Annotated in this window: 26 protein-coding genes and 1 tRNA gene; 11 read left to right on the forward strand and 16 right to left on the reverse strand. The window is 30.4% G+C overall.

Features of this window, described 5'->3' with window-relative positions; all coding sequences use genetic code 11:
• Positions 1 to 9 precede the first annotated feature (9 nt).
• On the forward strand, positions 10 to 771 hold the full coding sequence (locus tag GOY08_RS15285; protein ID WP_158999800.1) for a matrixin family metalloprotease: 762 nt from the start codon (positions 10 to 12) through the stop codon (positions 769 to 771).
• Here GOY08_RS15285 and GOY08_RS15290 read toward each other — a convergent pair.
• The 3 genes from GOY08_RS15290 to GOY08_RS15300 are packed head-to-tail and all read right to left on the reverse strand — an operon-like array spanning position 760 to position 3,089.
• On the reverse strand, positions 760 to 1,701 hold the full coding sequence (locus GOY08_RS15290) for a class I SAM-dependent methyltransferase (RefSeq protein WP_158999801.1): 942 nt from the start codon (positions 1,699 to 1,701) through the stop codon (positions 760 to 762). The two genes, GOY08_RS15285 and GOY08_RS15290, sit on opposite strands and share 12 nt — an antisense overlap.
• 30 nt (positions 1,702 to 1,731) lie before the next feature.
• Complete coding sequence (locus GOY08_RS15295) at positions 1,732 to 2,658, reverse strand: chemotaxis protein CheX (RefSeq protein WP_158999802.1); 927 nt, start codon at positions 2,656 to 2,658, stop codon at positions 1,732 to 1,734.
• A gap of 59 nt (positions 2,659 to 2,717) precedes the next feature.
• On the reverse strand, positions 2,718 to 3,089 hold the full coding sequence (locus GOY08_RS15300; RefSeq protein ID WP_158999803.1) for a hypothetical protein: 372 nt from the start codon (positions 3,087 to 3,089) through the stop codon (positions 2,718 to 2,720).
• A 119-nt stretch (positions 3,090 to 3,208) separates the two neighbouring features.
• On the opposite strand from GOY08_RS15300, the gene GOY08_RS15305 reads away from it, so the two are divergent.
• Both GOY08_RS15305 and GOY08_RS15310 read left to right on the forward strand, forming a co-directional pair.
• Complete coding sequence (locus GOY08_RS15305) at positions 3,209 to 4,939, forward strand: M3 family metallopeptidase (RefSeq protein WP_158999804.1); 1,731 nt, start codon at positions 3,209 to 3,211, stop codon at positions 4,937 to 4,939.
• Positions 4,940 to 5,158: 219 nt separating this feature from the next.
• Positions 5,159 to 6,472 carry a sodium-dependent transporter gene (locus GOY08_RS15310; RefSeq protein WP_158999805.1) on the forward strand — a complete coding sequence of 438 codons (1,314 nt, stop codon included), beginning with the start codon at positions 5,159 to 5,161 and terminating at the stop codon, positions 6,470 to 6,472.
• Here GOY08_RS15310 and GOY08_RS15315 read toward each other — a convergent pair.
• The 4 genes from GOY08_RS15315 to GOY08_RS15330 all read right to left on the reverse strand — a co-directional run bounded on the left by GOY08_RS15315 (position 6,469) and on the right by GOY08_RS15330 (position 10,316).
• Complete coding sequence (locus GOY08_RS15315) at positions 6,469 to 7,230, reverse strand: substrate-binding periplasmic protein (RefSeq protein ID WP_158999806.1); 762 nt, start codon at positions 7,228 to 7,230, stop codon at positions 6,469 to 6,471. The genes GOY08_RS15310 and GOY08_RS15315 overlap by 4 nt on opposite strands.
• 240 nt (positions 7,231 to 7,470) lie before the next feature.
• On the reverse strand, positions 7,471 to 7,809 hold the full coding sequence (locus GOY08_RS15320; RefSeq protein WP_158999807.1) for a DNA primase: 339 nt from the start codon (positions 7,807 to 7,809) through the stop codon (positions 7,471 to 7,473).
• A gap of 185 nt (positions 7,810 to 7,994) precedes the next feature.
• Complete coding sequence (dnaX, locus tag GOY08_RS15325) at positions 7,995 to 9,902, reverse strand: DNA polymerase III subunit gamma/tau (RefSeq protein ID WP_158999808.1); 1,908 nt, start codon at positions 9,900 to 9,902, stop codon at positions 7,995 to 7,997.
• Positions 9,903 to 10,225: 323 nt separating this feature from the next.
• Positions 10,226 to 10,316: transfer RNA gene (locus tag GOY08_RS15330), tRNA-Ser, on the reverse strand.
• A 174-nt stretch (positions 10,317 to 10,490) separates the two neighbouring features.
• On the opposite strand from GOY08_RS15330, the gene rplU reads away from it, so the two are divergent.
• The 7 genes from rplU to GOY08_RS15365 all read left to right on the forward strand — a co-directional run bounded on the left by rplU (position 10,491) and on the right by GOY08_RS15365 (position 14,996).
• Positions 10,491 to 10,856: a 50S ribosomal protein L21 gene (gene rplU, locus GOY08_RS15335; RefSeq protein WP_158999809.1), complete on the forward strand. Its 366-nt coding sequence runs from the start codon at positions 10,491 to 10,493 to the stop codon at positions 10,854 to 10,856.
• Positions 10,857 to 10,947: 91 nt separating this feature from the next.
• Entirely contained in the window at positions 10,948 to 11,214 is a 267-nt protein-coding gene (rpmA, locus tag GOY08_RS15340) for a 50S ribosomal protein L27 (RefSeq protein WP_158999810.1), read from the forward strand.
• Between the two features lie 215 nt (positions 11,215 to 11,429).
• Positions 11,430 to 12,479 carry a GTPase ObgE gene (gene obgE, locus GOY08_RS15345; RefSeq protein WP_158999811.1) on the forward strand — a complete coding sequence of 350 codons (1,050 nt, stop codon included), beginning with the start codon at positions 11,430 to 11,432 and terminating at the stop codon, positions 12,477 to 12,479.
• A complete protein-coding gene (gene rsfS, locus GOY08_RS15350; RefSeq protein ID WP_158999812.1) occupies positions 12,476 to 12,958 on the forward strand; it encodes a ribosome silencing factor in 483 nt (160 codons plus the stop codon). The genes obgE and rsfS overlap by 4 nt, the downstream gene beginning before the upstream one ends.
• Before the next feature lie 34 nt (positions 12,959 to 12,992).
• Positions 12,993 to 13,463: a 23S rRNA (pseudouridine(1915)-N(3))-methyltransferase RlmH gene (locus GOY08_RS15355; RefSeq protein ID WP_158999813.1), complete on the forward strand. Its 471-nt coding sequence runs from the start codon at positions 12,993 to 12,995 to the stop codon at positions 13,461 to 13,463.
• Between the two features lie 82 nt (positions 13,464 to 13,545).
• A complete protein-coding gene (locus GOY08_RS15360; protein WP_158999814.1) occupies positions 13,546 to 14,211 on the forward strand; it encodes a hypothetical protein in 666 nt (221 codons plus the stop codon).
• 374 nt (positions 14,212 to 14,585) lie between these two features.
• Complete coding sequence (locus GOY08_RS15365) at positions 14,586 to 14,996, forward strand: septal ring lytic transglycosylase RlpA family protein (RefSeq protein WP_158999815.1); 411 nt, start codon at positions 14,586 to 14,588, stop codon at positions 14,994 to 14,996.
• A gap of 44 nt (positions 14,997 to 15,040) precedes the next feature.
• On the opposite strand, the gene lptB is transcribed toward GOY08_RS15365, so the two are convergent.
• Genes lptB through GOY08_RS15390 form a run of 5 tightly spaced genes read right to left on the reverse strand, consistent with a single transcriptional unit; the run spans position 15,041 to position 19,050 of the window.
• Entirely contained in the window at positions 15,041 to 15,772 is a 732-nt protein-coding gene (lptB, locus tag GOY08_RS15370) for an LPS export ABC transporter ATP-binding protein (protein WP_158999816.1), read from the reverse strand.
• Positions 15,769 to 16,491 carry an LptA/OstA family protein gene (locus GOY08_RS15375; protein WP_158999817.1) on the reverse strand — a complete coding sequence of 241 codons (723 nt, stop codon included), beginning with the start codon at positions 16,489 to 16,491 and terminating at the stop codon, positions 15,769 to 15,771. Before GOY08_RS15375 ends, lptB begins: the two co-directional genes overlap by 4 nt.
• Before the next feature lie 14 nt (positions 16,492 to 16,505).
• Positions 16,506 to 17,129, reverse strand: a complete 624-nt coding sequence (gene lptC, locus GOY08_RS15380; protein ID WP_158999818.1) for an LPS export ABC transporter periplasmic protein LptC — start codon at positions 17,127 to 17,129, stop codon at positions 16,506 to 16,508.
• Positions 17,123 to 17,701, reverse strand: a complete 579-nt coding sequence (locus GOY08_RS15385) for an aminodeoxychorismate/anthranilate synthase component II (RefSeq protein WP_158999819.1) — start codon at positions 17,699 to 17,701, stop codon at positions 17,123 to 17,125. Before GOY08_RS15385 ends, lptC begins: the two co-directional genes overlap by 7 nt.
• Positions 17,698 to 19,050 carry a chorismate-binding protein gene (locus GOY08_RS15390; RefSeq protein ID WP_158999820.1) on the reverse strand — a complete coding sequence of 451 codons (1,353 nt, stop codon included), beginning with the start codon at positions 19,048 to 19,050 and terminating at the stop codon, positions 17,698 to 17,700. The genes GOY08_RS15385 and GOY08_RS15390 overlap by 4 nt, the downstream gene beginning before the upstream one ends.
• A gap of 271 nt (positions 19,051 to 19,321) precedes the next feature.
• Here GOY08_RS15390 and GOY08_RS15395 point away from each other — a divergent pair, with 271 nt between their 5' ends.
• Positions 19,322 to 20,098 (forward strand): AMP nucleosidase, encoded by a 777-nt coding sequence (locus GOY08_RS15395; RefSeq protein WP_158999821.1) that lies wholly within the window; start codon positions 19,322 to 19,324, stop codon positions 20,096 to 20,098.
• A 22-nt stretch (positions 20,099 to 20,120) separates the two neighbouring features.
• On the opposite strand, the gene GOY08_RS15400 is transcribed toward GOY08_RS15395, so the two are convergent.
• From GOY08_RS15400 to GOY08_RS15415, 4 genes are all read right to left on the reverse strand, one after another.
• On the reverse strand, positions 20,121 to 20,930 hold the full coding sequence (locus tag GOY08_RS15400) for a type 2 periplasmic-binding domain-containing protein (protein WP_158999822.1): 810 nt from the start codon (positions 20,928 to 20,930) through the stop codon (positions 20,121 to 20,123).
• A gap of 40 nt (positions 20,931 to 20,970) precedes the next feature.
• The gene (locus GOY08_RS15405; protein ID WP_158999823.1) at positions 20,971 to 21,411 is read right to left on the reverse strand and encodes a hypothetical protein; all 441 of its coding nucleotides are present in this window, start codon (positions 21,409 to 21,411) and stop codon (positions 20,971 to 20,973) included.
• 128 nt (positions 21,412 to 21,539) lie between these two features.
• On the reverse strand, positions 21,540 to 22,493 hold the full coding sequence (locus GOY08_RS15410; protein ID WP_158999824.1) for a phosphatase domain-containing protein: 954 nt from the start codon (positions 22,491 to 22,493) through the stop codon (positions 21,540 to 21,542).
• A 134-nt stretch (positions 22,494 to 22,627) separates the two neighbouring features.
• A complete protein-coding gene (locus GOY08_RS15415) occupies positions 22,628 to 23,359 on the reverse strand; it encodes a 7-carboxy-7-deazaguanine synthase QueE (RefSeq protein ID WP_158999825.1) in 732 nt (243 codons plus the stop codon).
• Positions 23,360 to 23,367 lie beyond the last annotated feature (8 nt).

The following is a 23,367-nucleotide window of genomic DNA, read 5'->3' on the forward strand; positions in this document are numbered from 1 at the left end:
GCTATTGGTATGTTTGGCAAAAATTACATTTATATTATTGTTATGTTATTATTATTTTTCTTTGTAGTCTCTTGTGGATTAGCAGATAAATCTGTTCAATATAGTGAATCTTTTAGTGATGTTAATCAACCAATAGCTTGTAGTAATGGTTGGGGACAAAACTATAGTTATCCTATTATAGTAGATATTAGTTCTGCAATCACTAGTGAAAATTCAAATTTATCGACTTATATTCAAAATGCCATTAATACTTGGAATAGTGCAATTGGTAGAACGATTTTGTCGCTAAGAACTGGAACTGTTACTAAAACTGGTAACGACTTTAATGGGTTGTTTTCGCCCCTCAAAGATTCACATCATGCTCTTTACTTTGATCAATTATCAGGAAATAGTGGTGGATGGATATCAAATACAGCAAAGTCATCGTCAGTAATAGCAACTACTGTTTATTTGGTTGCACAAGGCACAATATTTAATGCTAGTATAAGATTTAATAGAGATACTTACTATTTTGATGACATAACTACACATTATAATGCAGCACAACAAATTGCGGATATGGAAAGTATTGTTTTACATGAATTAGGTCATTTTATAGGTCTAGGACACGTATTAACTGAAACAAACAGCGTAATGAGTCCATATTACTCACCCGGACACACTGTGGGAAGTTCTTATGATTCTGTAAGGTGTGTTTCAGCTAACGATATAACGAGAATTCGCTCTATTTATACTGGCGGCTCTGCATCTACAGCTTGTTTAAATCCCTAATTTTTTTAGAATCCATGCCTGGTGAATTTTTTCATTTCTAAAGTCTTGAGGTATTGTTTTTTTTGTAATGTTTTCTATTTGAAAGAAGTTTTTTAGATTTCCTTCCTCTAATTTAAAAGATTTTAAATTATTACTAAAAAAAATTTGACCACGTGGTTTTAGCATTTTGGAACATTGCTTTAAAAGAAATATATGATCTTGTTGAACATCAAAAGCTTCAAACATCTTTTTAGAATTAGAAAATGAAGGAGGATCTAAGAAAATAAAATCATAAATTTTTTCTTCTGTTACTTCACTTAACCATTGCAAAACATTGGCTCTAATAAATTCGTGTTTTTTAATATCTATATTATTAAGTTTAAAATTTTCTATTGCCCATTGTATATAAGTATTACTCATATCAATAGTTGTTACTTTTCGAGCGCCACCTAAAGCTGCTGCAACACTTACCGAACCAGTATATGCAAATAAATTCAGTACTGAAAGATCTTTACTCATTGAATAAATCATTTGACGAGATTTTCGGTGGTCTAAAAATAGACCACAATCAAGATAATCTGATAAATTTACAAGAAAATTCATATTTCTTTCATTTACTATTTCAGTTACTTTTTTGCTATCTTGCTTTTCGTACTGAGATAATCCTTTTTGTTTCTTTCTAGATTTTAAGAAAATTTTACTTTTTTCAATTTTAAAGAATTCACTCAATTCAGAAATACTTAAACTCAATTTTTCTGCATCTTTTTCTTCAAATTCAATTTGATATTTAGGAGTTTCATATTTATAAAGAACAATGTTACCAGAATAAAAATCTATTGTATAAGGATATTGAGGAATATCTTTATCATAAATTCTATAAGCAGTTACATTTTCTCTTTTTGCCCATTTACTTAAATTAGTATAATTTTTTTTTACTCTATTGATAAACATTGATTCCATTTTGTTCCAACTTTGAAATTTCTAAAAAAGAATAAGCTCGCCTTCTTCCACAATCACTTGTAGTTTTTCAGGCTCAACTGTAACAGGAGTGTCGTTGATTTCAAGACAAAATTCAACAAAAATTCCAGCAACTTTTTCATACAAAAATGGAATGACTAGAACTGGAGCAGAGCTTTTATAATCTAAGATATGGTATTGTTCTGAAAGTATTGTTGGTACTGTGATTTCAAAAGTCATACTTTTTTTCTTTAAAAACTGTTGTTTAGCACGACCCATAATTTGATTGCAAAGTTCTCCGCACATGTCAGAAATAGCAGCTTCATCAGCTACTGCATTTGGACCTAGCATTTTAAAAAGACAAGATGCGAGAATTTTTCTAGTAACATTTATTGACATAGATCCTTTTATTTGTGGGCTTGAAAGACTAATTACAGCACTAATTTCGCTTAAACTTTCATTTCCTGTTTTTAAGAAAGGGCGACCAGCAGCAATTGATATATTTCCAATTGAATCAAATATATGGATTGTAGATTCGAGAAATATTTTTAATATGTCTGGTTCAAATGCTCCATAATCACCTTTATTGGGATTTATAGCATATTTGATTTTATCCGAAAGAAGTTTATAACGATATGGCTTTACAAAGATATAATTTATTCCCAACCCACTAAATTTGTTTAAGTCTTCTTTATTTGGTGTTGAAGTCGTGATTATAATATGAGTATTAGAATGAATTGGATTTTTTAAAAAAGCATTTGCTATTTCTATATAAGACATATCTTTAAAATTTTGATCTATTACAGCAACATCAAATTTTCCTTGAGATAAAATTTCATTTAAAGGTTTTGATTTTTCATAAAATGTAGCTTCATGGCCTTCTGTGCTCAAGAAATGGCTTAAGTTTTCAATCGATTTTTTTGATGATTCAGCTATAAATAACTTAGCCATGTTACTTTCCAAGTTAGTCTTCCAAAAGTGTAAGAATATAATTTTGATTTTCTTTCATATTAATTATCCACTCTTGGTAAAGCATATTCTTCAAATAACGACCAGCAACGCATATCTTTGCTGTAAAATGCCAACATTATTCCAACATCAGACCAATATTTATATCTTGCATTCCAATAGGTGTAATAACGTAAAAATAAATTCGATGTTTTACCACTTACCATAGAATCAGGAGTTGGAAGAAAATCATCTATAAAGTAACATTCACCTGCTTGTTCTAATCGTAAAAATGGTAAATTAACTGGAGCAGGGGGAGGGCCTCTGACAACTGGAGGTGTGCTACAGCTATTTATTAAAAGGACAAAAAGTGTGAAAAAGACAAGTCTTTCTAGTCTTCTCTTTTTTGTGTATGTTGGAAAACGCTGTTGCATTTATAACCCTTTCCCTCTGCACGTTTCATCGGAAAGGTTTGTAATTTGCTTAATTAATTAGAAAATTACTTATTTAACAGCATGACAAATTGCTGACTTTAATCTGTAGAAAGGTGGAGATGTCGGTTTCATATAGACTCCCTGAAAGAAAAAAAAGAATTTACATCGCAGATGATTTTAACCCATTAGATAAAAATGACGTAAAATTATTGCTTAATCGGCTTGCAACAGATATTCCCACTGACTTCAAAAGTGCAGCAAATTGGTATGGTCTTTTTCATGAGGCGTCTTGCGCCATTTCGGAAGAGCATACAATTCTTGAATTAAATTTAAGTTTTAATGTTAATGATAATTTAGCAGAACAAAAGTTAATTGAATTTGAAGAGCATATTTTATCCCAACTTTTAAATATCAGAAGTGATTTAATGGATATTTATATGAATTCTCCCTGGCGTTCTGCTATGCATTCATACGATAATGATAGAATTTTATCAGATTTGAAATTGAGAAGAAAATTTACATCTCATTCCATTTCTTCTTTGCAAATAGAGGAAAATCAGATAATACGTGAATATAAAAAATTCACCCATGCAGCTAAGGCTTCTTTTGAAGGAAAACTAACTCCCGTTTCAGCAATTATTGGAAAACTTAATGATAATAATGTTGAAGTTCGAAAATCAGCTTTTTTGACCTATTGGTCTTTTGTGAAAGAAAATGAAGAACAATACCAAAATTATTTTGATCAACTTAACGAAAATAGAAGTAAGCAGGCTGAAGCTGTTCAAGCTAATAATTATGTTGATGTCGCTTTTGCTGAATTAGGGAGAATTGACTATGGAATTGCACAATGCCATGAATTTCGTAACTCTATTTATCATGAAGTTATTCCAATAGTAAAAGAACTTTCAGAGCTTCAAAAAGAATCTCTAAAAACACAAGATATTTCTCCTTGGGATGTTTCTATTTGGCCTCATTTAATGCCAGAAAAAGCGCCGGCTAATGGTAATTTAGATCAATTAATACTTTCAGTGCAAAATATTTCTTCTAAAATTCATCCCTCTTTTGGGAAATTATTCAATGAAATGCGAAAAAATAATTTATTAGATGTGTCTCCAAGACCAGGAAAAGCTCCAGGTGCTTTTTGTGTGACCTTTCAAGAAAGTGGTTACCCATTTGTTTTTGCAAATTTTGGAGGTAATTTTCGTGATTCTATGACTTTTTTGCATGAATTTGGACATGCTATACATGGATATGCTGTTTCAAATATCAACAATGTGTTACTGCGTCATCCTGGTTTTGAGTTTTGTGAAGTAGCTAGTATCGGATTAGAATTATTAGCGAGCCCTTTCTATTCTGATTTTTGGGTAAATAAAAAAGATGCTAAAAAGGCTTTAGCATTTCAGCTCTTTCATATGCTGAACTTTTGGCCATTTATGGCTATGATTGATGAATGGCAGCATAAAATATACACAAATGGAACAATGCCTACTGCATTAGAGCGTAACAAAATTTGGCGTGATATTTCAAGAAAATATAGACCACACGTAAATTGGGATGGATATGAAGATTTTGAAGAATTAGGTTGGTTGAGTAGACCACATATATTTACTTCTCCATTTTATTATATTGATTATGGAATTGCGCAGGTAGGTGCTTTACAATTGTGGAAATATAGTAAAGAAAATTATTCCAAAGCAATAGAAAATTATATCAAAGGATTAAGTTTGGGAGCCCAATTATCATTACCTTGTTTGTTTTCTGAAATGGGAATTAAATTTGATTTTGGTAGAAAATTATTAAAAGAACTTTGTTCTGATATGAAAGATGAAATATTAAAAGTAACTTTTTAATTTTTTTCCTTAATTAATTCCTCCAATTACTTCTCATTAAAAAAAACATAAATTGTATTAATTAAAAGTTTATTTCATGCTAGTATGTCTTTTCTTGATTTTTAATTATATAAATTAAGAAATTTTTAAAAAATAAATAACTTTTATGGTTTGACTAAATTTTGTTTATTTTGTAAAAATTACAAGTCACAATACTTAATCTTAAATTTAGAGGAAAGAATGGCTCGAGCGCAATGGAATTCTAAAATAGGCTTTGTTTTGGCATCATGTGGAGCGACTGTTGGTTTAGGTTCAATTTGGAAATTTCCTTACGTAGCAGCAAATAATGGTGGTGGTGCTTTTATTTTAATTTTTACTTTAATAACTTTAACGTTAGGGCTTTCTCTTCTTCTTGCTGAAATAGCTATAGGACGAGCAGCTAGCTGTGGAGCTGTTGGTGCATTTCGTAAATTAGGATCAAAATATTGGTCAATAGTTGGTTTTATTGGCGTTTTATGCGGATTTTTAGTTCTTTCTTTCTACAGTGTTGTTGGTGGATGGACAATAGGTTACTTATTGCGTTCGTTTGACGGGCGTGTGATGCATGGTGATTTATCTACTTTGGAAAAAATATTTTCAAATTATGTTTCTAATCCAATAGAACCAATTATTACACATGCAATTTTTTTGCTTTTGACGTTGCTAATTGTTATGTCTGGAATTCAAAAAGGAATTGAAAGAGCATCAAAATTTTTAATGCCAACTTTATTCTTTTTAATAGTTTTTTTAATCTTCCGTTCACTAACTTTACCAAATGCAAGTATAGGACTTATAAATTTTATTTATCCAGATTTTTCTAAAGTGACAACTAGAATGTTAGTAGATGCATTAGGTTTAGCTTTTTTTTCTCTCTCTGTCGGTGCAGGCTGTATGCTAGCATATGGTTCTTATTTAGATAATAAAGTAAAATTAAAAAACTCTGCTCTTTGGATATCTTTTCTTACTATAATTTCTTCAGTCCTAGCAGGTCTTATGATTTTTCCTGCATTAACAACTTTTGGGTTAAAACCAACTGCTGGACCTGGTCTTTCATATATAACTATGCCTGTAATCTTTTATAATTTACCATTTGGACAAATATTCGCTATTGCTTTCTTCTCTTTACTAGTAGTTGCTTCATTAACTTCAGCTGTATCATTACTAGAGTTGACAGCTATTTATTTTATTGATGAATTTAAAATGACTAGAAGAAAAGCGACTTCAATTATAAGTTTTTTTGCATTTTTAATTGGAATACCCGTTTCTTTATCTTTTGGAGTGATAGCTGATTTTAAAATATTTAATTTAAATTTTTTTGAATTACTAGACTACATTACCTCAAATCTATTATTACCAATTGGAGGTATAGGAATTTCTCTTTTCACTGGCTGGAAAGCTTGGGAAGTTATAAAAAGAGAATTGGAATTTTCTCCTCTAACTGCTTTTGCTATGGAATGGATGTGTAAATTAATAGCTCCAATTTTAATCGGATTTATTCTAATCTATAATATTTAGTAACTTTCTTTCCATAAATATTGATACTTCTCTAATATTTCTTTATATTTTTTTGTCTTTTTAAATTTTTGAATTATTATTTTCAATTCTTCGACAAATTCTTCAGAAGATTTTATTGATGCTGCTATATATAATTCATGTTTTAATTTTGTTTTTCCACAAAAAAGATTTTCTTCTTTTAAATTATTTTTTTTCCAAACATATTTTAGATAACTTCCTCCAACTACAGCATCTATTTCTTTCTTAAATAATTTTAGCATTAAATCATTAACATTTGCGGAATCAATTTTTTGTACTTTAGTTGAAATTTTTGATATAAATTCCGTTTCAGGACCGTTTCTTAAGAAACCTAATGAATTAATATTTTCAATTTCTTGTAAAGAATTAATTTTTTTATTAGGTTTTGCAGTGTAAATGCAAACGTGGTCATCAAAAATTTTATCTATCCATTTATAATATTTTTCTCTTTCTTCATTACGCGCAAAAGGAAAAATAACTGAATTTGCAGTTTTTTTTAATTCATTCTGCGTTCTTGGCCAAGGATAATTATTGATTTTATAATTACTAACATATTCTTTAGTAGCTTGAATGAAAATTTCTCCAAATAGTCCACCTATTTTTTCATTTTCTAGAATTACTAATGGCTGTAAATTATCACTAGTAAAAATTGAAATTTCTTTATATTTTTTTATATTAATTTGTGCATAAGAGATATTAAATATAGATATTATAGCTAAAAAAATGAACGTTTTTTTCATTTTTGATTCTCACTCTATGATAATTCAATAGATATTATAACTTGAGAGATATCTTTTGCAAAATTTTTTCAGTATTAGGTTTATTATTAATCAATATTGTATTTAATGATATATTCTTCTGATAATTTTTGGAGGATAGTTTTTTCTTACTGAAAAGTTTAATATTGTCAAATATATGACTTATGAGATGAATAGATTTTAGCTTTAATAAAAAAGCATGAAGATGTGAATGAATAAAAATTATTCTTCATCATCTTCTTCGTCATCATCATAATCCTCGTCATCATCATAATCATCAAAATCATCATCGTCGTAGTCGTCTAAATCCTCGTCATCATATTCATCATCATAATCGTCTTCATCGTCATCATAATCTTCATCTTCATCATCATCGTAGTCATCTTCATCGTCATCATAATCTTCATCTTCATCATCATCGTACTCATCTTCATCATCATCGTACTCGTCTTCATCATCATCGTACTCGTCTTCATCATCATCAGAAGGTCTTGCAAATTTTGTACTTGTTAATGACTTTATAACGTTTTGTTCGACACTGTTATTAGTGTAAAAAACCATCAGAACCTCCAAAAAATAAAAATATAATTGTAAAGCGTTATATATACTTTATTTACAAAAGCAACAGAGTCGCAACCCGTTGGTCACATGTTGCAAAAAAATGTAATCAAATCTTCATTCTTAGTGCAAGATCTGGATTCATTTTTATGTTGAAAAAATGAAATCTCCTTTCACATTAGGAATTTCTAGTCTACCGAAACGATTTGAATTTCAGTAGCGAGTTTTTTTAATTTTTGAACATGTTCTTTTTCAAGTAGTTCTTTTTCTTGCTGAAGAAATCCTTGATTCTTTTCATGAGTTTGGATTTCTGATAATGATATTGACTTAGTTTGTACTTTTGTCAATGCTTCATTTCCAAGATGTTTTTGAGACTGGTTGCCACTATACTTTTGAAAGCTTTGCATTAAATTTTCTGTTTTATTTACCAAATTTTTTGATGAATTTGACGTTATATTTAGGATTGGTTTTTGTTCCACTGCAATTTGCTGAGATATATTCTGTCTTATCTCAGATTTTTTGTTGGGCTTAGGAGTATATCGACCTTTAAACTCTGCTGTATTTAGTTGGATTACATCTATAGAATCCCAAAAATGTTGCAAGTCATGTTCATTAAAAGACAAAAAAGTTTCATTTTCTAGAGCGTCTGCAAATTGAACGCATCTTGAATTAAAATGTTCAATTTTTACAACAGCTAATCTAGCTGCAAGTGTTTTACTCTTTTGTTCAGCAACATTTACAAACTTTTTAAATAACTGAACATCCAATTCTTTTGAAGATAAATCAGTTAATCCTGCTATTTCTTGTTGCATATTTTGTTTAGAAATTGCTGTAGGAATTGGAGAATGATCTATTTTTCTTGTCGCAAGATTAGAAGGTAATGTTTCATGTGCCTGAAGCTTGTTAGAATTATCGTTCAGTAAAGAGATGATTTCTGAAGCTGAAAGCCAATCAGCTCTAGAAATACAATCTATGATAATAATTTCAGCCCATGCTAAGGGAACATTAGTTTTGATAAGATCCTTTGCACAGCTAGCTAATAATTTGAATATTTCGCTTAAAGCAGCAATAGATAAGTGTGTTATTGCTTTTTCAAGAGTATAGTATTCATTTGGTAATAATTGTGTTACTTTTAGAGCATTTTCTTTATTATTTAAGCTTTTAATCAGTAAGCTGTTGCGAAAAAATTGGGCTATATTGTCAAATAGAACAGAAAAGTCAATACTTGCAACATCTGCTTGTTTCAGTAAAGTAAGTGCATTAACCATATCTTTTTGACAAATACTCAAAAAAATCTGTTCTGCAATTTCTTCACCTTGCACACACAAACTTTTTTTAGTTAGTTCTGTTGTAATACTTGCGTGATTACAAATGGCTGTGATCTGTTCAAGAAGACTTAAAGCATCGCGCATAGATCCTTTCGCTTCACGTGCAATCAGAGTGATAGCATCGTTCTCAAAACTGATATTTTCTTTCAATAAGATTTGTTTTAAATGCTCTTCAATAATAGCTGTTTCTATTTTTTTAAAAGCAAATATCATACAGCGTGAACGTACTGTTATCGGTACTTTATGTAGTTCAGTAGTGGCTAAAATAAAAATTACATTTGGAGGGGGTTCTTCAAGTGTTTTTAATAACGCATTGAAGGCTCCAGTACTTAACATGTGAACTTCGTCAATAATAAATATTTTGTATCGTGCAGAATTCGGAAAAAAACGAGTCGCTTCACGTAATTCACGAATATTATCTACACCAGTGTGAGACGCCCCATCAATTTCTAAAATATCATCATGCGCACAAGCAGTAATTTGTGTACAATGAATACAAGTCTGGCAAGGGTGAATTGTTGGTCCAGAGACACAACACAATGACTTTGCTAAAATTCTTGCGCTAGAAGTTTTTCCTGTTCCACGAGTTCCAGTAAATAGAAAAGCATGGGGAATTTTTTGATGAGATAACATTTTCTCAATTGCTTTTGATACAACCTCTTGACCTACAAGATTAGAAAAGCTTTGTGGTCTTGTGCGTCTAGCAAATACGACATAATGCGAATTATCTTGCTGGGAATTCAATTGAGTTGAGTTATTTGTAGACATACGTTTAGGTACCAAAAATAAGTGATATTCAATACTAAGCAATTTTTGAAGTACAATTTTTTGTTTCTTTAATTATAGTTGAAACAAAAACTGCAAATTCTAGCTCAGTATGTGAGGTTAGGATGTAAAAATCAAGGATGAGAGAAGAGGTCTAGAAAAAGAAATAAATAAAAAAGGCCATGAGGGGTGGTTGCAAGCTGATCTTACCTATCTTTAGAAACACCGTTGCTGCCTTCCGACTCTGGCGGATTCATTAAAAAGATACTAAGGGCTAGCAACCACCTCTCATGGCCGCTTTCACAATTTACTAATAAATTGCATGGTGGCGGAGAGAGAGGGATTCGAACCCTCGTTACGGTTTTAGCGTAAACACGATTTCCAATCGTGCTCCTTCAGCCACTCGGACACCTCTCCACTTGGAATTCATTGCCTACATGACATAGCGTAAAAAAGCAAGCATCAGAGGCGCAAAAAATAAAGTTCTTGACCTTAGCGTAAAATTGCACTATGTGCTAGCTTCCGACTCGTGTGAGCCGTGTTTATGGCGTGGTAGCGCTTACCTAAAAACAATGTGACTTCTTTTTCTACATGAATCAAAAGAAGTTCGAAAAGCGTATAAGGAATCTGATTGTGAGCAATAAAAACTATGCAGTTGTCAAAATCATGGGCCGTCAACTCAAAGTTGCTGAAGGCGAAAAAGTCAAAGCAAACTTTATTGATGTAGCTGTTGGCACGCAAATACCTTTTTCTGAAGTATTAATGGTTAATAAAGGTGGGCAATTAAAAATTGGTGAGCCACTTGTAAATGGAGCTAAAGTGACAGCTACTGTTGTTGCACATGGCCGTGAAAATAAAATTCTTGTTTTCAAATATCTTCGTAAAAATAAGTCAAAGAAAATGCACGGACACCGTCAAGACTTCACTACTTTGTCTATCACAAGTATCGAAGGTTAATTTCATACTAACTGAATGAAATATTTAAGCATTTTTCTTCTAACAATCACTTCTAGAGCTCCTAGAAGAATAGAATTAAGGAATATAAACAATGGCAAGTAAGAAAGCCGGTGGTTCGACTAAAAACGGTCGTGATAGTAATCCAAAATATCGTGGTGTAAAAGCTTACGGTGGCGAGTCCGTAAGAGCTGGTAATATCATTGTGCGCCAAGTTGGTGCTAAAATTCATCCTGGCGTAAATGTTGGAATGGGAAAAGACTTTACTCTATTTGCAAGAATTGATGGTGAAGTTAAATTTGAACATGTTACTCGTGAACGTCAATGCGTTAGCGTTTATCCAGTAGACGCAAAAGCTTAAAAAGAGCTTCATAGTAAAAAATATTCTATTCTTTTTTGCCAAAAGCCAAGGTGCGTTTATAGTCTCTATGCGCATCTTGGCTTTTGTTTTTTCAACCTTTCTTTATGTAAACAAGTTACAGAAATTATTAGCTTATTTATATAAAGAAAGGTGTAAAAGAGAACATTTTACACCCAAATTCATTTCATTATTCTTAAATTTATGGTGGCAAAGTTATGAAGTTTATTGATACCGCTGAGATTAAGGTGAAAGCTGGTGATGGCGGACTCGGCATGTCGCACTTTCGTAGGGAAAAGTACGTTCCAGCAGGGGGGCCAGATGGAGGAAATGGGGGTAATGGAGGAGATGTCTATCTTGAAGCAACAGAAGGGCTCTCAACATTACTTGATTTCCGTTATCAACGATACTACGAGGCTGAAGCGGGTGGCAAAGGCGGTACAAACAATAGACAAGGTAAAACTGGGGAGACTTTAACTCTTAAAGTTCCTTGTGGAACAGTTGCATATGATATTGAATCTGGTGAATTAATTGGTGAAGTTTTATATGAAGGGCATAGATTACTTGTTGCTAAAGGTGGCAAGGGTGGAATTGGTAATACTCTCTTTGTGAATTCAAGAAACCAAGCACCAACAAAAACTATTCCGCCAGTCATTGGTGAAAATCGTAGTATAAGACTTGAACTAAAAATGATTGCAGATGTCGGTATCATTGGTAGTCCAAATGCAGGAAAAAGCACATTAATTACAGTTATTTCTGCTGCTAGGCCAAAGGTTGCTGACTATCCTTTTACTACCCTAGTTCCTACATTAGGCGTTGTAAGTCACAAAGAAGCAAACCCTTTTGTTGTGGCCGATGTCCCAGGGCTTATCCCCGGAGCAAGTCAAGGAAAGGGCTTGGGACATGATTTTTTGCGACATATTGAAAGAACTTGTGTACTTATTCACTTAATTGATGGTAGTCAGGAAACGGCTGAGGCGATGATTTCAGATTACGATGGCATACTGGAAGAATTGGCATTATATGATGTTGCCTTATTACAAAGGCCAAGAATTACTGTTATTTCCAAGGTAGATTCCTTAGCTGGGGAAGAATTGGAAGAAAACAATAATTTAGATGCTTTAATTGGATTTAAAAATTATTTAAAATTAAAAAAGACACCTTTTTTTGAAATCAGTTCTGCTTTTCGCATAGGCATTAATGAATTGCTTGACAAACTGATAGAAGTATTAAGTGAGCTTAAAAAGACGGGAGAGAATAGCAAGTGAATGAGCAAAAAACAGCGATTAAAATTGGAGACAGAGAGCTCTCCCACGAGGAAATAGCAAAATTAGCTGTGGCGGTTGCTACAGAAAAAAAAGCTGTACGTCCAACAATACTAGATTTAAGAAATTTAGGAGCATTTACTGAGCTATTTACAATTGTGAGTGCTGCAAACTCTAGACAAGTTTACGCTATAGCAGATAGCATAAAACAATTTTTTAAGCATAGTTTAGGTTTACCACCTATATCTGTGGACGGTCTTGAGTCATCTACTTGGGTATTAATTGATTATGGATTTTTGTTTATCCATGTATTTCAAGAACCAACTAGAGAAATGTATCAACTTGAGCAATTATGGAATAAAGCACATTCAATTAATGTTAACGAAGAGGAAGTTCAAACTCTTTATCAAGATATTGTAAAAATATCTCAAGAAATTAAATCGGCTTCTGAGTTAGAGCAGAATTCAAGTAATTTATTTTAACAATATGCGCTATATTTTTCTACTTCCTTGGAAAATGCCACGTGATTCTCTTTTGTATACGTTTGTAGAAGAGTTTCAAAAAAGGGTGGCAAAATTTACTCCGATCACCATCATTCAACCACATACAGTTTTATCCCAAGAAGAAATTTCAGCATTTTATGCAAAAGAAATTAAAAAATTATCTGTAGAAAACCCTTTGTGTTTTGCTTTAGATGAAAATGGGCAAAACTATTCAAGTGCTGCATTTGCAAAAAAACTTGAATTATTTGAAACTAGGGGAGAAAAAATGGTCATTTTTTGCTTTGGTGGCGCTTATGGCTTACCAAAAGAACTAAAAAATTTAGGTAGGTTAGAATTATTTTCTTTATCTCAATTAACTTTTCCGCATGAGCTTGCTTTAGCTGTTTTGTTTGAACAAATTTATAGAGCAAAATGTATTTTAGCAAAACATCCCTACCATCATGGTGAACCTTCAGCTTTAGTAAAAGAATTAAATCGAAAATAGCTTTAAAATGAAAATACTTAAAAGATGTTTTATTTGTTTTAGAACAAGATATAATTTAAATGGGTTTGCTTGTGAGAGTTGTTTGTCAAAACTAGATAATTTAAGATTTTATTCTTGTATACGTTGTGGTCTCGATAATTGTTTAGGATGTCAAAAATTAATTGAATTTAAAAAAGTATTTACGTTATATATATATTCTAATGGAATTCCTGAACTTTTATTATTAGCAAAAGAGAGTAATAATGCATTTTATATTAATTTATTTAATAATTTATTTTATTTAGAATGTAAAAATTTTTTGTCAAACTTAACCATAAATTATAAGTATAATTACATCATTTTACCTGTTTTAAAGCAAGAAAGAATTTTAAATTCATCTTGGCATCCAACAAATTTATTTTATGATATTTTTACAGAAATTTTTGCAGAAATCAAAGAATTCAGATTTGATACAAATAATATTGTTTTGTTACCTTCTCAATTTACAAAGAAATTAAAAAAACAGTCTTTAGTTCCTAAAAAAAATCGTGATCATAATTATAAAGACTTTGAACTAAAAAATATTTATTTTGATTTGAAATTATTAAAAAATTTTGACAGTAAAATTAGCAATAAAATTTTGATATTAGATGATGTTTTAACATCAGGACAAACAGCATTAATGATGCAAAAATATTTTTCAAACTTTTTTCCAAGCACGGAATGGCATTTTTTCAGTTTATTTCGTTCACCTCAGAAAATGGAGTGAAAAATAGCTCTATTTTTAGTCAAAAAATGAAAAATGCGAGTGAAAAATTGATATAAATGTATTAAAAACAATTAAATTATGAAATTTTAGATTAAATTTTAGGCATAAGTCTTTTTAAAGAACAGATTATTTGGCTTAAAAAATAAGCAAAAATTATTTATATAGCATAATTATTTACATTTTTTCTTATATATACCATATATAAAATCAATTTAATTTTAATTTTGTTACTCTAATGGATTTTTGGCGATAGGTCATTTTTGCTTTCATGCTTAATTTTGATTTGATAGGTTAGACTGGATAGGGACTATGTCTCATAATAATTATTTTTTTGTATTTTTTTCTTTTTCATTCACTAGATATAGGTAAAATTGATGGGAATTTTTAAAAATTTAGTAAAATTTGTTTTAATGTTCTTTGTTTTTGTTGGTTGTACAACGTCTAAAAAGAATAATAAGACACAAAATGAGAAAGTTTTAAGTAATTACTCGTTTTATCAAAGAGGAATAGCTTCTTTTTATCATTATAATTTGTCTGGAAGAAAAACAGCAAATGGGGAAATTTTTAACCCTAAAAAATTAACAGCTGCAAGTAGAACCTTACCTTTTAAATCGACTGTTTTGGTTAGGGATGTCAAAACTGGGAAAAGTGTTATCGTAGAAATAAATGATAGAGGTCCGTATATTGAAAACAGAGTGATTGACCTAAGTGAAGCCGCAGCAAAAAAGTTAGGTATTACTAAAAAAGGTATTGCTAAGGTTGATCTATTTCTAGTTAGTAATTAATCAAATTAATTATTTTTCTAAAACGCTTATTTCTTTGATATAAATTAAAAAGTAAAGTTTTCACCTAAATATACTTGCTTTACCTTTTCATTAGATGCGACATCATCAGGTAATCCTTCTGCAAGTATTTTTCCGCCGGCCAAAATATAAGCTCTACTACACAATGATAAGGTTTCTCTTACATTATGATCAGTTATAAGAACACCTAAGTTTTCTTCCTGAACTAATTTTTTAATTAATTCCTGAATTTCTCCTACAGTTACTGGGTCAATACCAGCAAAAGGTTCATCTAGTAATAAAAAACGAGGAGAGATAACTAAAGTTCTTGCAATTTCTAAACGTCTACGTTCTCCGCCTGATAAACTAATCCCCAAACTTTTTCTAATATGACCTATTCCGAATTGATCAATTAGTTTTTCTAAGAGACTTGTCCTTTTATTTCTTGGAATACCCCAGACTTCCATAATAGCTTTTAAATTATCTTCAACACTTAATTTTCTAAAGACGCTCGAATTTTGAGGGAGATAGCCGATTCCCATTTTAGCGCGTTTATGAATTGGTAATTCAGTAATAATATTGCCATCAATTGTAACAATTCCTGCACTTGGTTTTAATAAACCAACAGTCATATAGAAACTAGTCGTTTTACCAGCACCATTTGGTCCTAATAATCCTACTACTTCTCCACTATTTACATAAAAAGAAACATCATCAACTACAGTTCGGGTACCAAATTTACGAATTAGATTAGAAGAAACTAATTGATTGTGACTCATTTTGTAACCTTACTGCTAGATTTATTTTCTTTTGATTTATTGTAATTAGCACTAGATTTAGGATCAACTGTACCGTGTGGTTCCTTTAATTTTATATCGCCTGTTTCTAAATTCATTTCAATATATTCTGCATTAACATACTCTTGAGCTTTCCATACTTTTGCTTTTCCTTTTAAGATCATAATTTTTTGAGGGACTAAAAATTCAATTGTATTTGCGGTTGCTTTCATTTCTGGTGAATTTAAAGAACCTTTTTTATTAATATGTACATTTCCTATTGCAATGGCTTTTTGAATAGAGCGACTCCCTGATCCAAAAGTTGTTCCCGCTGTCCCAAATATTTGAGCTTTATCAGAAGTTAAAGTGGTATCATCTTGAATAATTTCGACATTACCTAATAAATTTAAAATCCCAGTTTTTCTAGAACCATCAGCAGAGTTTCCTTTAAAATAGACGGGAGCATTAACATTATGCTTTGCTATATCAGAATTCTCATTAGGTGATTTAGTTCCTTTATCAGTATTAATTTTTTCTTTTTTATCATTCTCGTATTTTTTTCTTACTGTATTACTAGGGTTAAGAGTATTTGATTGAGTTTGATTATTTTCAACTGAGTGAGGATTTATTGGAAGCTCATTATTAAAATCTGCAAATAAGCTTAATGGGTATAAGCAGGTAAGGTGCAGAAAAAATGTTTTAAATATGCGAATTAAATTCATGAAGTTACCTTTTTTCAATTCCTAGATTCTTTTATTTTCACATCACCATTAACATTAGAATTTATTTTAAATTCTTCTTCTTTAATAAAATATTTAAACCCATTTCCTCTTAAATTTCCTTGAGGTCCGTTTGATGTAAAGGGTTTTTTTGATGAAATGTATTCATTTTCCATATCAATAAAAACATGATTTGCTTTTCCAACATTACCATCAAAATCAAAAAAAACATCGCCAGGTAATATTGCATTTTTTATCCTATTATTTGTTCCTATAGGTAGTGTATCATTTTGGTATTCATTTTGTTTATTTGCTTCTATTTGACCAAATGCTTTATTTGTTTTTATTATGATAGTTTTTTTCTCTTCTACATCAAAAGCTTCATATACTAAATTGCCTTCAGCCTCAAAATGATTGTCAGTAAAATAAGTAATTTTACTTCCTGAAAAAGAATATTTTAGCCTGCCATTTTCATAGGAAAAATTCTGAAAATTCATTGCTGTACTAGTTGGAAGAATAGTGTTTTCAAATGTTAATTGCGTATTAAGCTCTTGCGCTGAGCTTTCAAGAAACTTTCGCTGATACCATAAAGCCATGATTATTGCGCAGATAAATATAACAGCATATAAGCGACCTAACATTCGATGAGCCTTAAAAATGAATGTAAAACTTTACTCCCACCAGGACTAGCAAAACTCTCTGGATGAAATTGTAATCCAATTCTTGGATAAACGATATGTTCTGTTGCTAATACAAAACTATCCTCGACGGCAAGTGCAATCATACTTTGCATAAAAATAGGATCTGTATATTTACAGCCTAAAGAATTATATAACACAAATGTTCCATGCAAATCAGCCGGTTTGAAATACCTTGAGGATGTAATTGGGGAGCAATTAATCTGTCTTCCATGGATGGGAGTTGTATGAATTTGTTCAATTTTAGCACCCTGTGAATGCAGTAAAATTTGGTGTCCAAGGCAAACTCCTAAAAAAGGAACATTGTTTGGCAGGCGCTTTAACAAATCTAAGGACTGCGGATAGTCTTGTGGATGTCCTGGGCCTGGCGAAAAGATAACAGCTTTCGCATTATTGAGATCAATATTTTCAGATATTTCATCAACTGTGAACACCTTTAAAGCTATATTTTTTGCTTGAAACCAACTTATTAAGTTGTTGCTAAATGAGTCATGATGATCGATGAAAAAAATCATACTAATGTTCCAGAAATAAACGAAGCAAATGAATTCATTTTAATATTTAGTTCATTAAATTCATCATCCGTATTTGATAGAGTAGTGATACCAGCTCCAACTCCAACATATATTCCTAATTCGCCTTTAAAAAGGCTTCTAATTAAAATGATTGAATCAAAATCTCCATTTGCTTGTAAAAAGCCACAAATTCCTGTGTAGTAGCCCCTAGGATTTTCTTCAAGTTGATGAATAAGTTGACAAACTCTTCTTTTAGGCGTGCCGCTAATTGAACCCGCTGGAAGCATTTTTTCTAAGCAGTCACCTAAGCTCATATTTTCTTTTAATTCACTAATGATAAAGCTCTGCATTTGTAATAAAGAACCAGCAATTCTTGCATAAAAAGGTTTAAATACTTGGACGGAATCAGACTTACTTACAAAATATAAATCGTTTCTTAGCAAATCTACAATCATAGTGTGTTCATAAATTTCTTTTTTATTTTCCCATAATGTTTTAGCATCATTCTGGCAGGGGAATTTTTTTTCGGATTTTAAAGTACCTTTTATTGGCTCTGTTAATAAATAGTTACCAATTTTTTGCAAAAATCTTTCAGGGCTGAATGAGGCTATTCCAATTTTATTTGAATTAAAATAAATGGCAAATCTCGATAAAACTTGAGACCAACTAGCAAAAAATTCAGTTGGAGTTGGAAATATGGAATTTTCTAACCTTTTTGTATAAGCTATATTAGCTAAATAGCACTCACCTTTATTCATCTGCATTTTTGCTAGATCAATAGCTTTTTTTATTTGATTTTCTTCTTTTTCTAACGAAGAAATATTCTCATTTCCTTTCTGATAAAAGTTTTTTCTAATAAAAGGAGCTTCGAAGATAGCTGATATATTTTTTTCTAAATTGTTGAGATTAATATTTTCATTATCAAAATTTTGAATATTAATACTAACCTTATCTGTATCTAAAGTTACAGTAATTTCTATTTTATATTTAATTATTAGATACTTTTCTTCTGAAAAATTAGAGAATGGAGTTAAATAAAAAATATTATTAAGGGTGCTTTTTTTTAGAAAATCAAAAAATTTTTTTTCATCTAAGTCTTGATAAATACTTTCCAAGTCACAGAAAAATTTAAATATTATTGAAGAATTATGATTGGAGAAAAAAAAATCGAAATTTTTAGGAATTTCATTAGTAGCTAAATAATTATTTATGTAAGGAAACTCAAATCCTGATAAACTATTTACTTTAAAATACATGATAAAATTATGCTTAAAGATAGTTTGTAGCTCATTTATTAGGCTATCAAAGTTTCCAGAATATTCATCAACTATTTTTTTTAAATTTAGCATTGAAAAGTCCATTTATTGCAATTAGAATAAATCAATAGGCTTAAGAACCAAGAAGAATTCTTAATTGAAAATCTTTGTAATTAAAAGTGATTTTTCTAGAAAAAATAATTTAGAAAAAGAATTTAAAACTTATAAAAAACTTTAGGTTCTTCGCAAGTTAGTTGAGAAGTGTAGTGGGTTCTTATATGCTATTGTAAGATGTTGATATTATATTAAAAGTACATGCGGAACAAAATTTTAAGATACTTTGGCTAATGATTAGGAGCTTTTTATGAAAACAAAAGCAGAAATATGCAAAAACTGGTTGCCAAGATACACTGGTACAAAAATAGATGATTTTGCCGATCATATTCTCCTCACTAATTTTCAAACATATGTAAATCGCTTTGCAGAAATGACTGATTCAAAGGTAGTTGGCTTAGATAGAGCTATGCCTAATGCAACATGTAAGAAATCTAATGTCTCCATTATCAATTTCGGTATGGGTTCTGCTAACGCTGCAACAATTATGGACTTACTAAGTGCACGTGCTCCTAAATCTGTTTTATTTTTAGGAAAATGTGGGGGCTTAAAGCATTCTACTGAAATAGGGCATTTTATATTGCCTATAGCGGCGATACGAGGAGAAGGAACATCTAATGACTATTTTCCACCGGAGGTTCCAGCATTACCATCATTTAAGCTACATAAATTTGTTTCGCAAAAAATTGTTGAAGGCGGACATGATTATAGAACGGGAGTTGTGTATACAACAAATAGAAGAGTTTGGGAGCATGATCAAAATTTTCTTAAATATATGCATAATATGAAATGTATTGCAGTTGATATGGAAACGGCAACTATCTTGATGGTTGGTTTCTATAATGAAATTGCGAGAGGTGCTTTATTAATTGTATCTGATGTTCCAATAACTCCTGAAGGAGTCAAAACAGAAGCTGGAGATAAGGCTATTTCAGCAAAATGGACGGATATTCATATCAAATTAGGAATTGATAGTTTAAAAGATCTTGAATCAAAAGGTGAGCAGATAAAACATTTTAAATATTAATTTTTTTATATTGCTAAAAAAATTATTTGTAACTTAATTTAGAGTATTTTTTCCATAATTGATCAACTATTTTTTCATCCAACATAACTTTTGCTAACTCCTTCCAGATCATTAATTTTTGCTCATGTGAAATGTGTGTTTTTTTAGAAAATGGAAGGTAGTTTGAACGAGCATCGTATGGAATTTTATGTATTTTTAATTTTGGTAATAGTTCTCTAAATTGATTTTCTGCAAGTCCAGGTATGTAGCCAAAATTTGCGATCACACAACCTGTATTATCGCGGAGTAATTTTTTTATATTCACTAAATCATTTTTACTAAGCTCAGCATTATCTCTATAGGTATCTTCAATTTTTTTTGCCAATGAATATCCTCTTGCAACTCTTACAGGTAAAATAAGTTTTTCTTTGTCACCTTTAAATTCAAACTTAGAATTTTTATTGGTTATAACCATATATTTAGAGCAAGTCATTTTATAAACAGAGCTACAAGGGCCAGCTATTTCATCGTCCCCAGATCCAGGTGGATATTCAACCACCTTCGCTCTTTCTTGAGTGTAAGATACATCTAGAATAGCATCTATTTGACCTTTTTCAGCATCTTTTACGCATCTATCCATAGGTTTAAAGTCAAATGTATATTCAATGTCCAGCTTGTTTTTTAATTTTCTAAACGCTGCCTTAACTATATCAACACTGGGGGTTTCATATACAGCGTCAGGATTAATAGATTTCCTAACATCGTTTGCACAAATAGAAATTGTAAGCTTCTCTGCAAAGACTTTCTTATGAGGTATAAATAATACTAATATTAAAAGTATATTTTTAAGCAAAGTAAGCTCTTTTTTAATGCTAAGAATTTCTCTTCTATAATTATTTACACAGGTCATCCAATGCAAGTCTTAAGCCATATGCACCAACAGATTGATTTTCAATACTCCAATTATTCCCCATTTTAGTACCAAGTTTAACTTTTTTATATGTGCCATTATTTTGTAATATATTACCTTCATAAATTAAGCTTCCTACATCCATAGGATATGTATAGCTTTTAAAAGGCCCTTGTTCAGCATTTTCAAGCATATTTTTATAATTTCCAGATAAATCCACTGACTTTGTTATGGAATAATTAAATTGTCCATAAGTGTTAGAAATAACGACCTTATTAGAAGCATAAATTTCACAAATATGTGCAGAATTATACCCCGGTGCAACATAACCTGTGTATTCCTTTTTTGTTAAGATAGGTAATTCTTCAGAAAAAGCAAAAAAACTATAAAATAAGCAACTAGCAGTAATGAGAGATTTTTTCATTATATTATTCCTTTGGTTTGATTTTACTTTTTAAGTAACATATGGTTTAAAAAATGTAAATATTAATATTAGATAAATTTAATTTGGATTTATTGTTTTATTATTTTAATAAAATTTATGAATTACTATCAAGGAGTTGATATTTCACATCCCTTAAATTGTGTAATTATAGATTTAATTCTTTCTGCTTTAGAAATAATTTCTAAATCTTCTTGAATAAAAGGTGTTACTAAGTTGCTCCATTCTGAAGACATATACCCTTTGCAACCGGTCATCCATTCTTGATAAAAAAGTTTTTGATTATGTCTTAATGAATAATTATTTGAATATTCTGCAGAATAGTTACTTTCATTTTTAATATTATTATAGTAAATAGGATCTATATTTTGCAAAGATTCATTGACGACTTTTAATAAATTTTCTTTTGAAATTAATCCCAAACGATAAAATTGAACAGCTAAATCGACTCCAGTGAAGTAAGGTGTTTGACCTTTATAAATTTCAAATAATTGTCTGGCACTACTTGTTGAATAATTAACAATATTTGGATTTGTAGCAGCATAAACATAATGAATAAAAACAACTAATCTTGCGCCGTATTTATCTTGTAATGTCTTATAAACATCAGGATCAAATTCACCATTATCACCAATTAAGATAAAAGTTGAATTTGGATTTCCCTCAATTAAAGGAGTAATTGCATTTAGTTTTGCATCTAATGTTTTTTCACCAATTTTTTTGTTCAGAAAATATGCTTTTGAAGGAAAAGGAAATTCATTTTTTTTCAAAAAATATGTTGATAATTTTCCTACAGGACCAGGTGCTCCAGATACAAAAAATATTTCTCTATCTGGACCATTGGAACCTAGTCCATTTTCATAAAATAATTGATAAACAGTATCTATCGAAAAAAATGCTCTAGATCTGGAACCTTGTTCAATCATTTCTTTAGTCCCAGCTTTTACACCTGTGATTTTTATAGTGTCATCTATATCTGAAATAATAAAAATCTTTTGAGGATAAGCTGTCATTGAAATTATTATAAAGAGAAGAGCAATTATAATAAATATAAATTTTTTCATACCATCTCCTATATGAATATTGCTTTATCGGTTTAATTTATTATAAATTTAGAAAGAATTTTAAGGATTAGATATTGTTATTATTAAGTTTTTTGTAAATTTTTAAAGGATTGAAAATTACTTAGGATATTAGTTTAAACTCCTCTTTTATTTCCAAATAATAAAATATGTAATCTAGGAGTGTAGTTAAAGCCATATTTTAAACATTCATCATGTAGCCATGTATTAGCTAATTGTGATTCAACGGTAATGCCTTCAGCCATTAAATAAATTCTATTTGAATCTAGTGAAAACTTATCAACGATATCTAAAACTTCGGCAATATCAGCTTCTTTAAACGCTTTTCTTACTACAAACTTAAAAAAAATATTTTGCTGCTTTTTAGATAACTCAGACCAATGATTTAAAGATTCTGGAACTATTTTTTCACCACTATTACTAAATTTAGGTGAAATATTCCATTGTAATAATGAATAATCACTGGCAAGGAAATTTTTAATTTGCATATGTGGAATGCGAGTTCCGTTACTTTCAACTTCAGCAGTATATTCTTTTCCTAAGCTTCGGAGTAAAACTCCTAAATTATGAAGCGTAGGTTCACCTCCCGATAGTATAAGGTGCTTTTGAGGATATTCTTTTATCTTTGCGAGAAGTTCATTTAAAGTATAGCGCTTAAATAATTGTCCCTTTGTTAAGTTATTTTTATCAACAGGATCGCTTTTAATAGTATGAGTATAAGGAGTATCACACCATATACAGCGCAAATTACATACTTGAAAACGGACTAGTAAGGAAGGTTTTCCACAATTAGGTCCTTCTCCTTGGAGGCAAGAATATATTTCATTCACTAAATAAGTAGCAGTCATTTACTCTC

The organism is Pigmentibacter ruber, assembly GCF_009792895.1.
GTDB classification, from domain to species: domain Bacteria; phylum Bdellovibrionota_B; class Oligoflexia; order Silvanigrellales; family Silvanigrellaceae; genus Silvanigrella; species Silvanigrella rubra.

Coding starts and splice junctions, on each gene's coding strand:
- GOY08_RS15405 (WP_158999823.1), bottom strand. CDS start 21,411: ATGAAAAAATCTCTCATTACTGCTAGTTGCTTATTTTATAGTTTTTTT.
- GOY08_RS15390 (WP_158999820.1), bottom strand. CDS start 19,050: ATGCTAAATTTAAAAAAAATAGTTGATGAATATTCTGGAAACTTTGAT.
- GOY08_RS15365 (WP_158999815.1), top strand. CDS start 14,586: ATGGGAATTTTTAAAAATTTAGTAAAATTTGTTTTAATGTTCTTTGTT.
- GOY08_RS15320 (WP_158999807.1), bottom strand. CDS start 7,809: ATGGTTTTTTACACTAATAACAGTGTCGAACAAAACGTTATAAAGTCA.
- GOY08_RS15285 (WP_158999800.1), top strand. CDS start 10: ATGTTTGGCAAAAATTACATTTATATTATTGTTATGTTATTATTATTT.
- GOY08_RS15315 (WP_158999806.1), bottom strand. CDS start 7,230: ATGAAAAAAACGTTCATTTTTTTAGCTATAATATCTATATTTAATATC.
- obgE (WP_158999811.1), top strand. CDS start 11,430: ATGAAGTTTATTGATACCGCTGAGATTAAGGTGAAAGCTGGTGATGGC.
- GOY08_RS15305 (WP_158999804.1), top strand. CDS start 3,209: ATGTCGGTTTCATATAGACTCCCTGAAAGAAAAAAAAGAATTTACATC.
- rpmA (WP_158999810.1), top strand. CDS start 10,948: ATGGCAAGTAAGAAAGCCGGTGGTTCGACTAAAAACGGTCGTGATAGT.
- GOY08_RS15355 (WP_158999813.1), top strand. CDS start 12,993: ATGCCACGTGATTCTCTTTTGTATACGTTTGTAGAAGAGTTTCAAAAA.
- GOY08_RS15385 (WP_158999819.1), bottom strand. CDS start 17,701: ATGATTTTTTTCATCGATCATCATGACTCATTTAGCAACAACTTAATA.
- GOY08_RS15290 (WP_158999801.1), bottom strand. CDS start 1,701: ATGTTTATCAATAGAGTAAAAAAAAATTATACTAATTTAAGTAAATGG.
- GOY08_RS15410 (WP_158999824.1), bottom strand. CDS start 22,493: ATGAAAAAATTTATATTTATTATAATTGCTCTTCTCTTTATAATAATT.
- lptB (WP_158999816.1), bottom strand. CDS start 15,772: ATGAGTCACAATCAATTAGTTTCTTCTAATCTAATTCGTAAATTTGGT.
- GOY08_RS15310 (WP_158999805.1), top strand. CDS start 5,159: ATGGCTCGAGCGCAATGGAATTCTAAAATAGGCTTTGTTTTGGCATCA.
- GOY08_RS15395 (WP_158999821.1), top strand. CDS start 19,322: ATGAAAACAAAAGCAGAAATATGCAAAAACTGGTTGCCAAGATACACT.
- rplU (WP_158999809.1), top strand. CDS start 10,491: ATGAATCAAAAGAAGTTCGAAAAGCGTATAAGGAATCTGATTGTGAGC.
- GOY08_RS15300 (WP_158999803.1), bottom strand. CDS start 3,089: ATGCAACAGCGTTTTCCAACATACACAAAAAAGAGAAGACTAGAAAGA.
- GOY08_RS15415 (WP_158999825.1), bottom strand. CDS start 23,359: ATGACTGCTACTTATTTAGTGAATGAAATATATTCTTGCCTCCAAGGA.
- lptC (WP_158999818.1), bottom strand. CDS start 17,129: ATGTTAGGTCGCTTATATGCTGTTATATTTATCTGCGCAATAATCATG.
- dnaX (WP_158999808.1), bottom strand. CDS start 9,902: ATGTCTACAAATAACTCAACTCAATTGAATTCCCAGCAAGATAATTCG.
- GOY08_RS15375 (WP_158999817.1), bottom strand. CDS start 16,491: ATGAATTTAATTCGCATATTTAAAACATTTTTTCTGCACCTTACCTGC.
- GOY08_RS15295 (WP_158999802.1), bottom strand. CDS start 2,658: ATGGCTAAGTTATTTATAGCTGAATCATCAAAAAAATCGATTGAAAAC.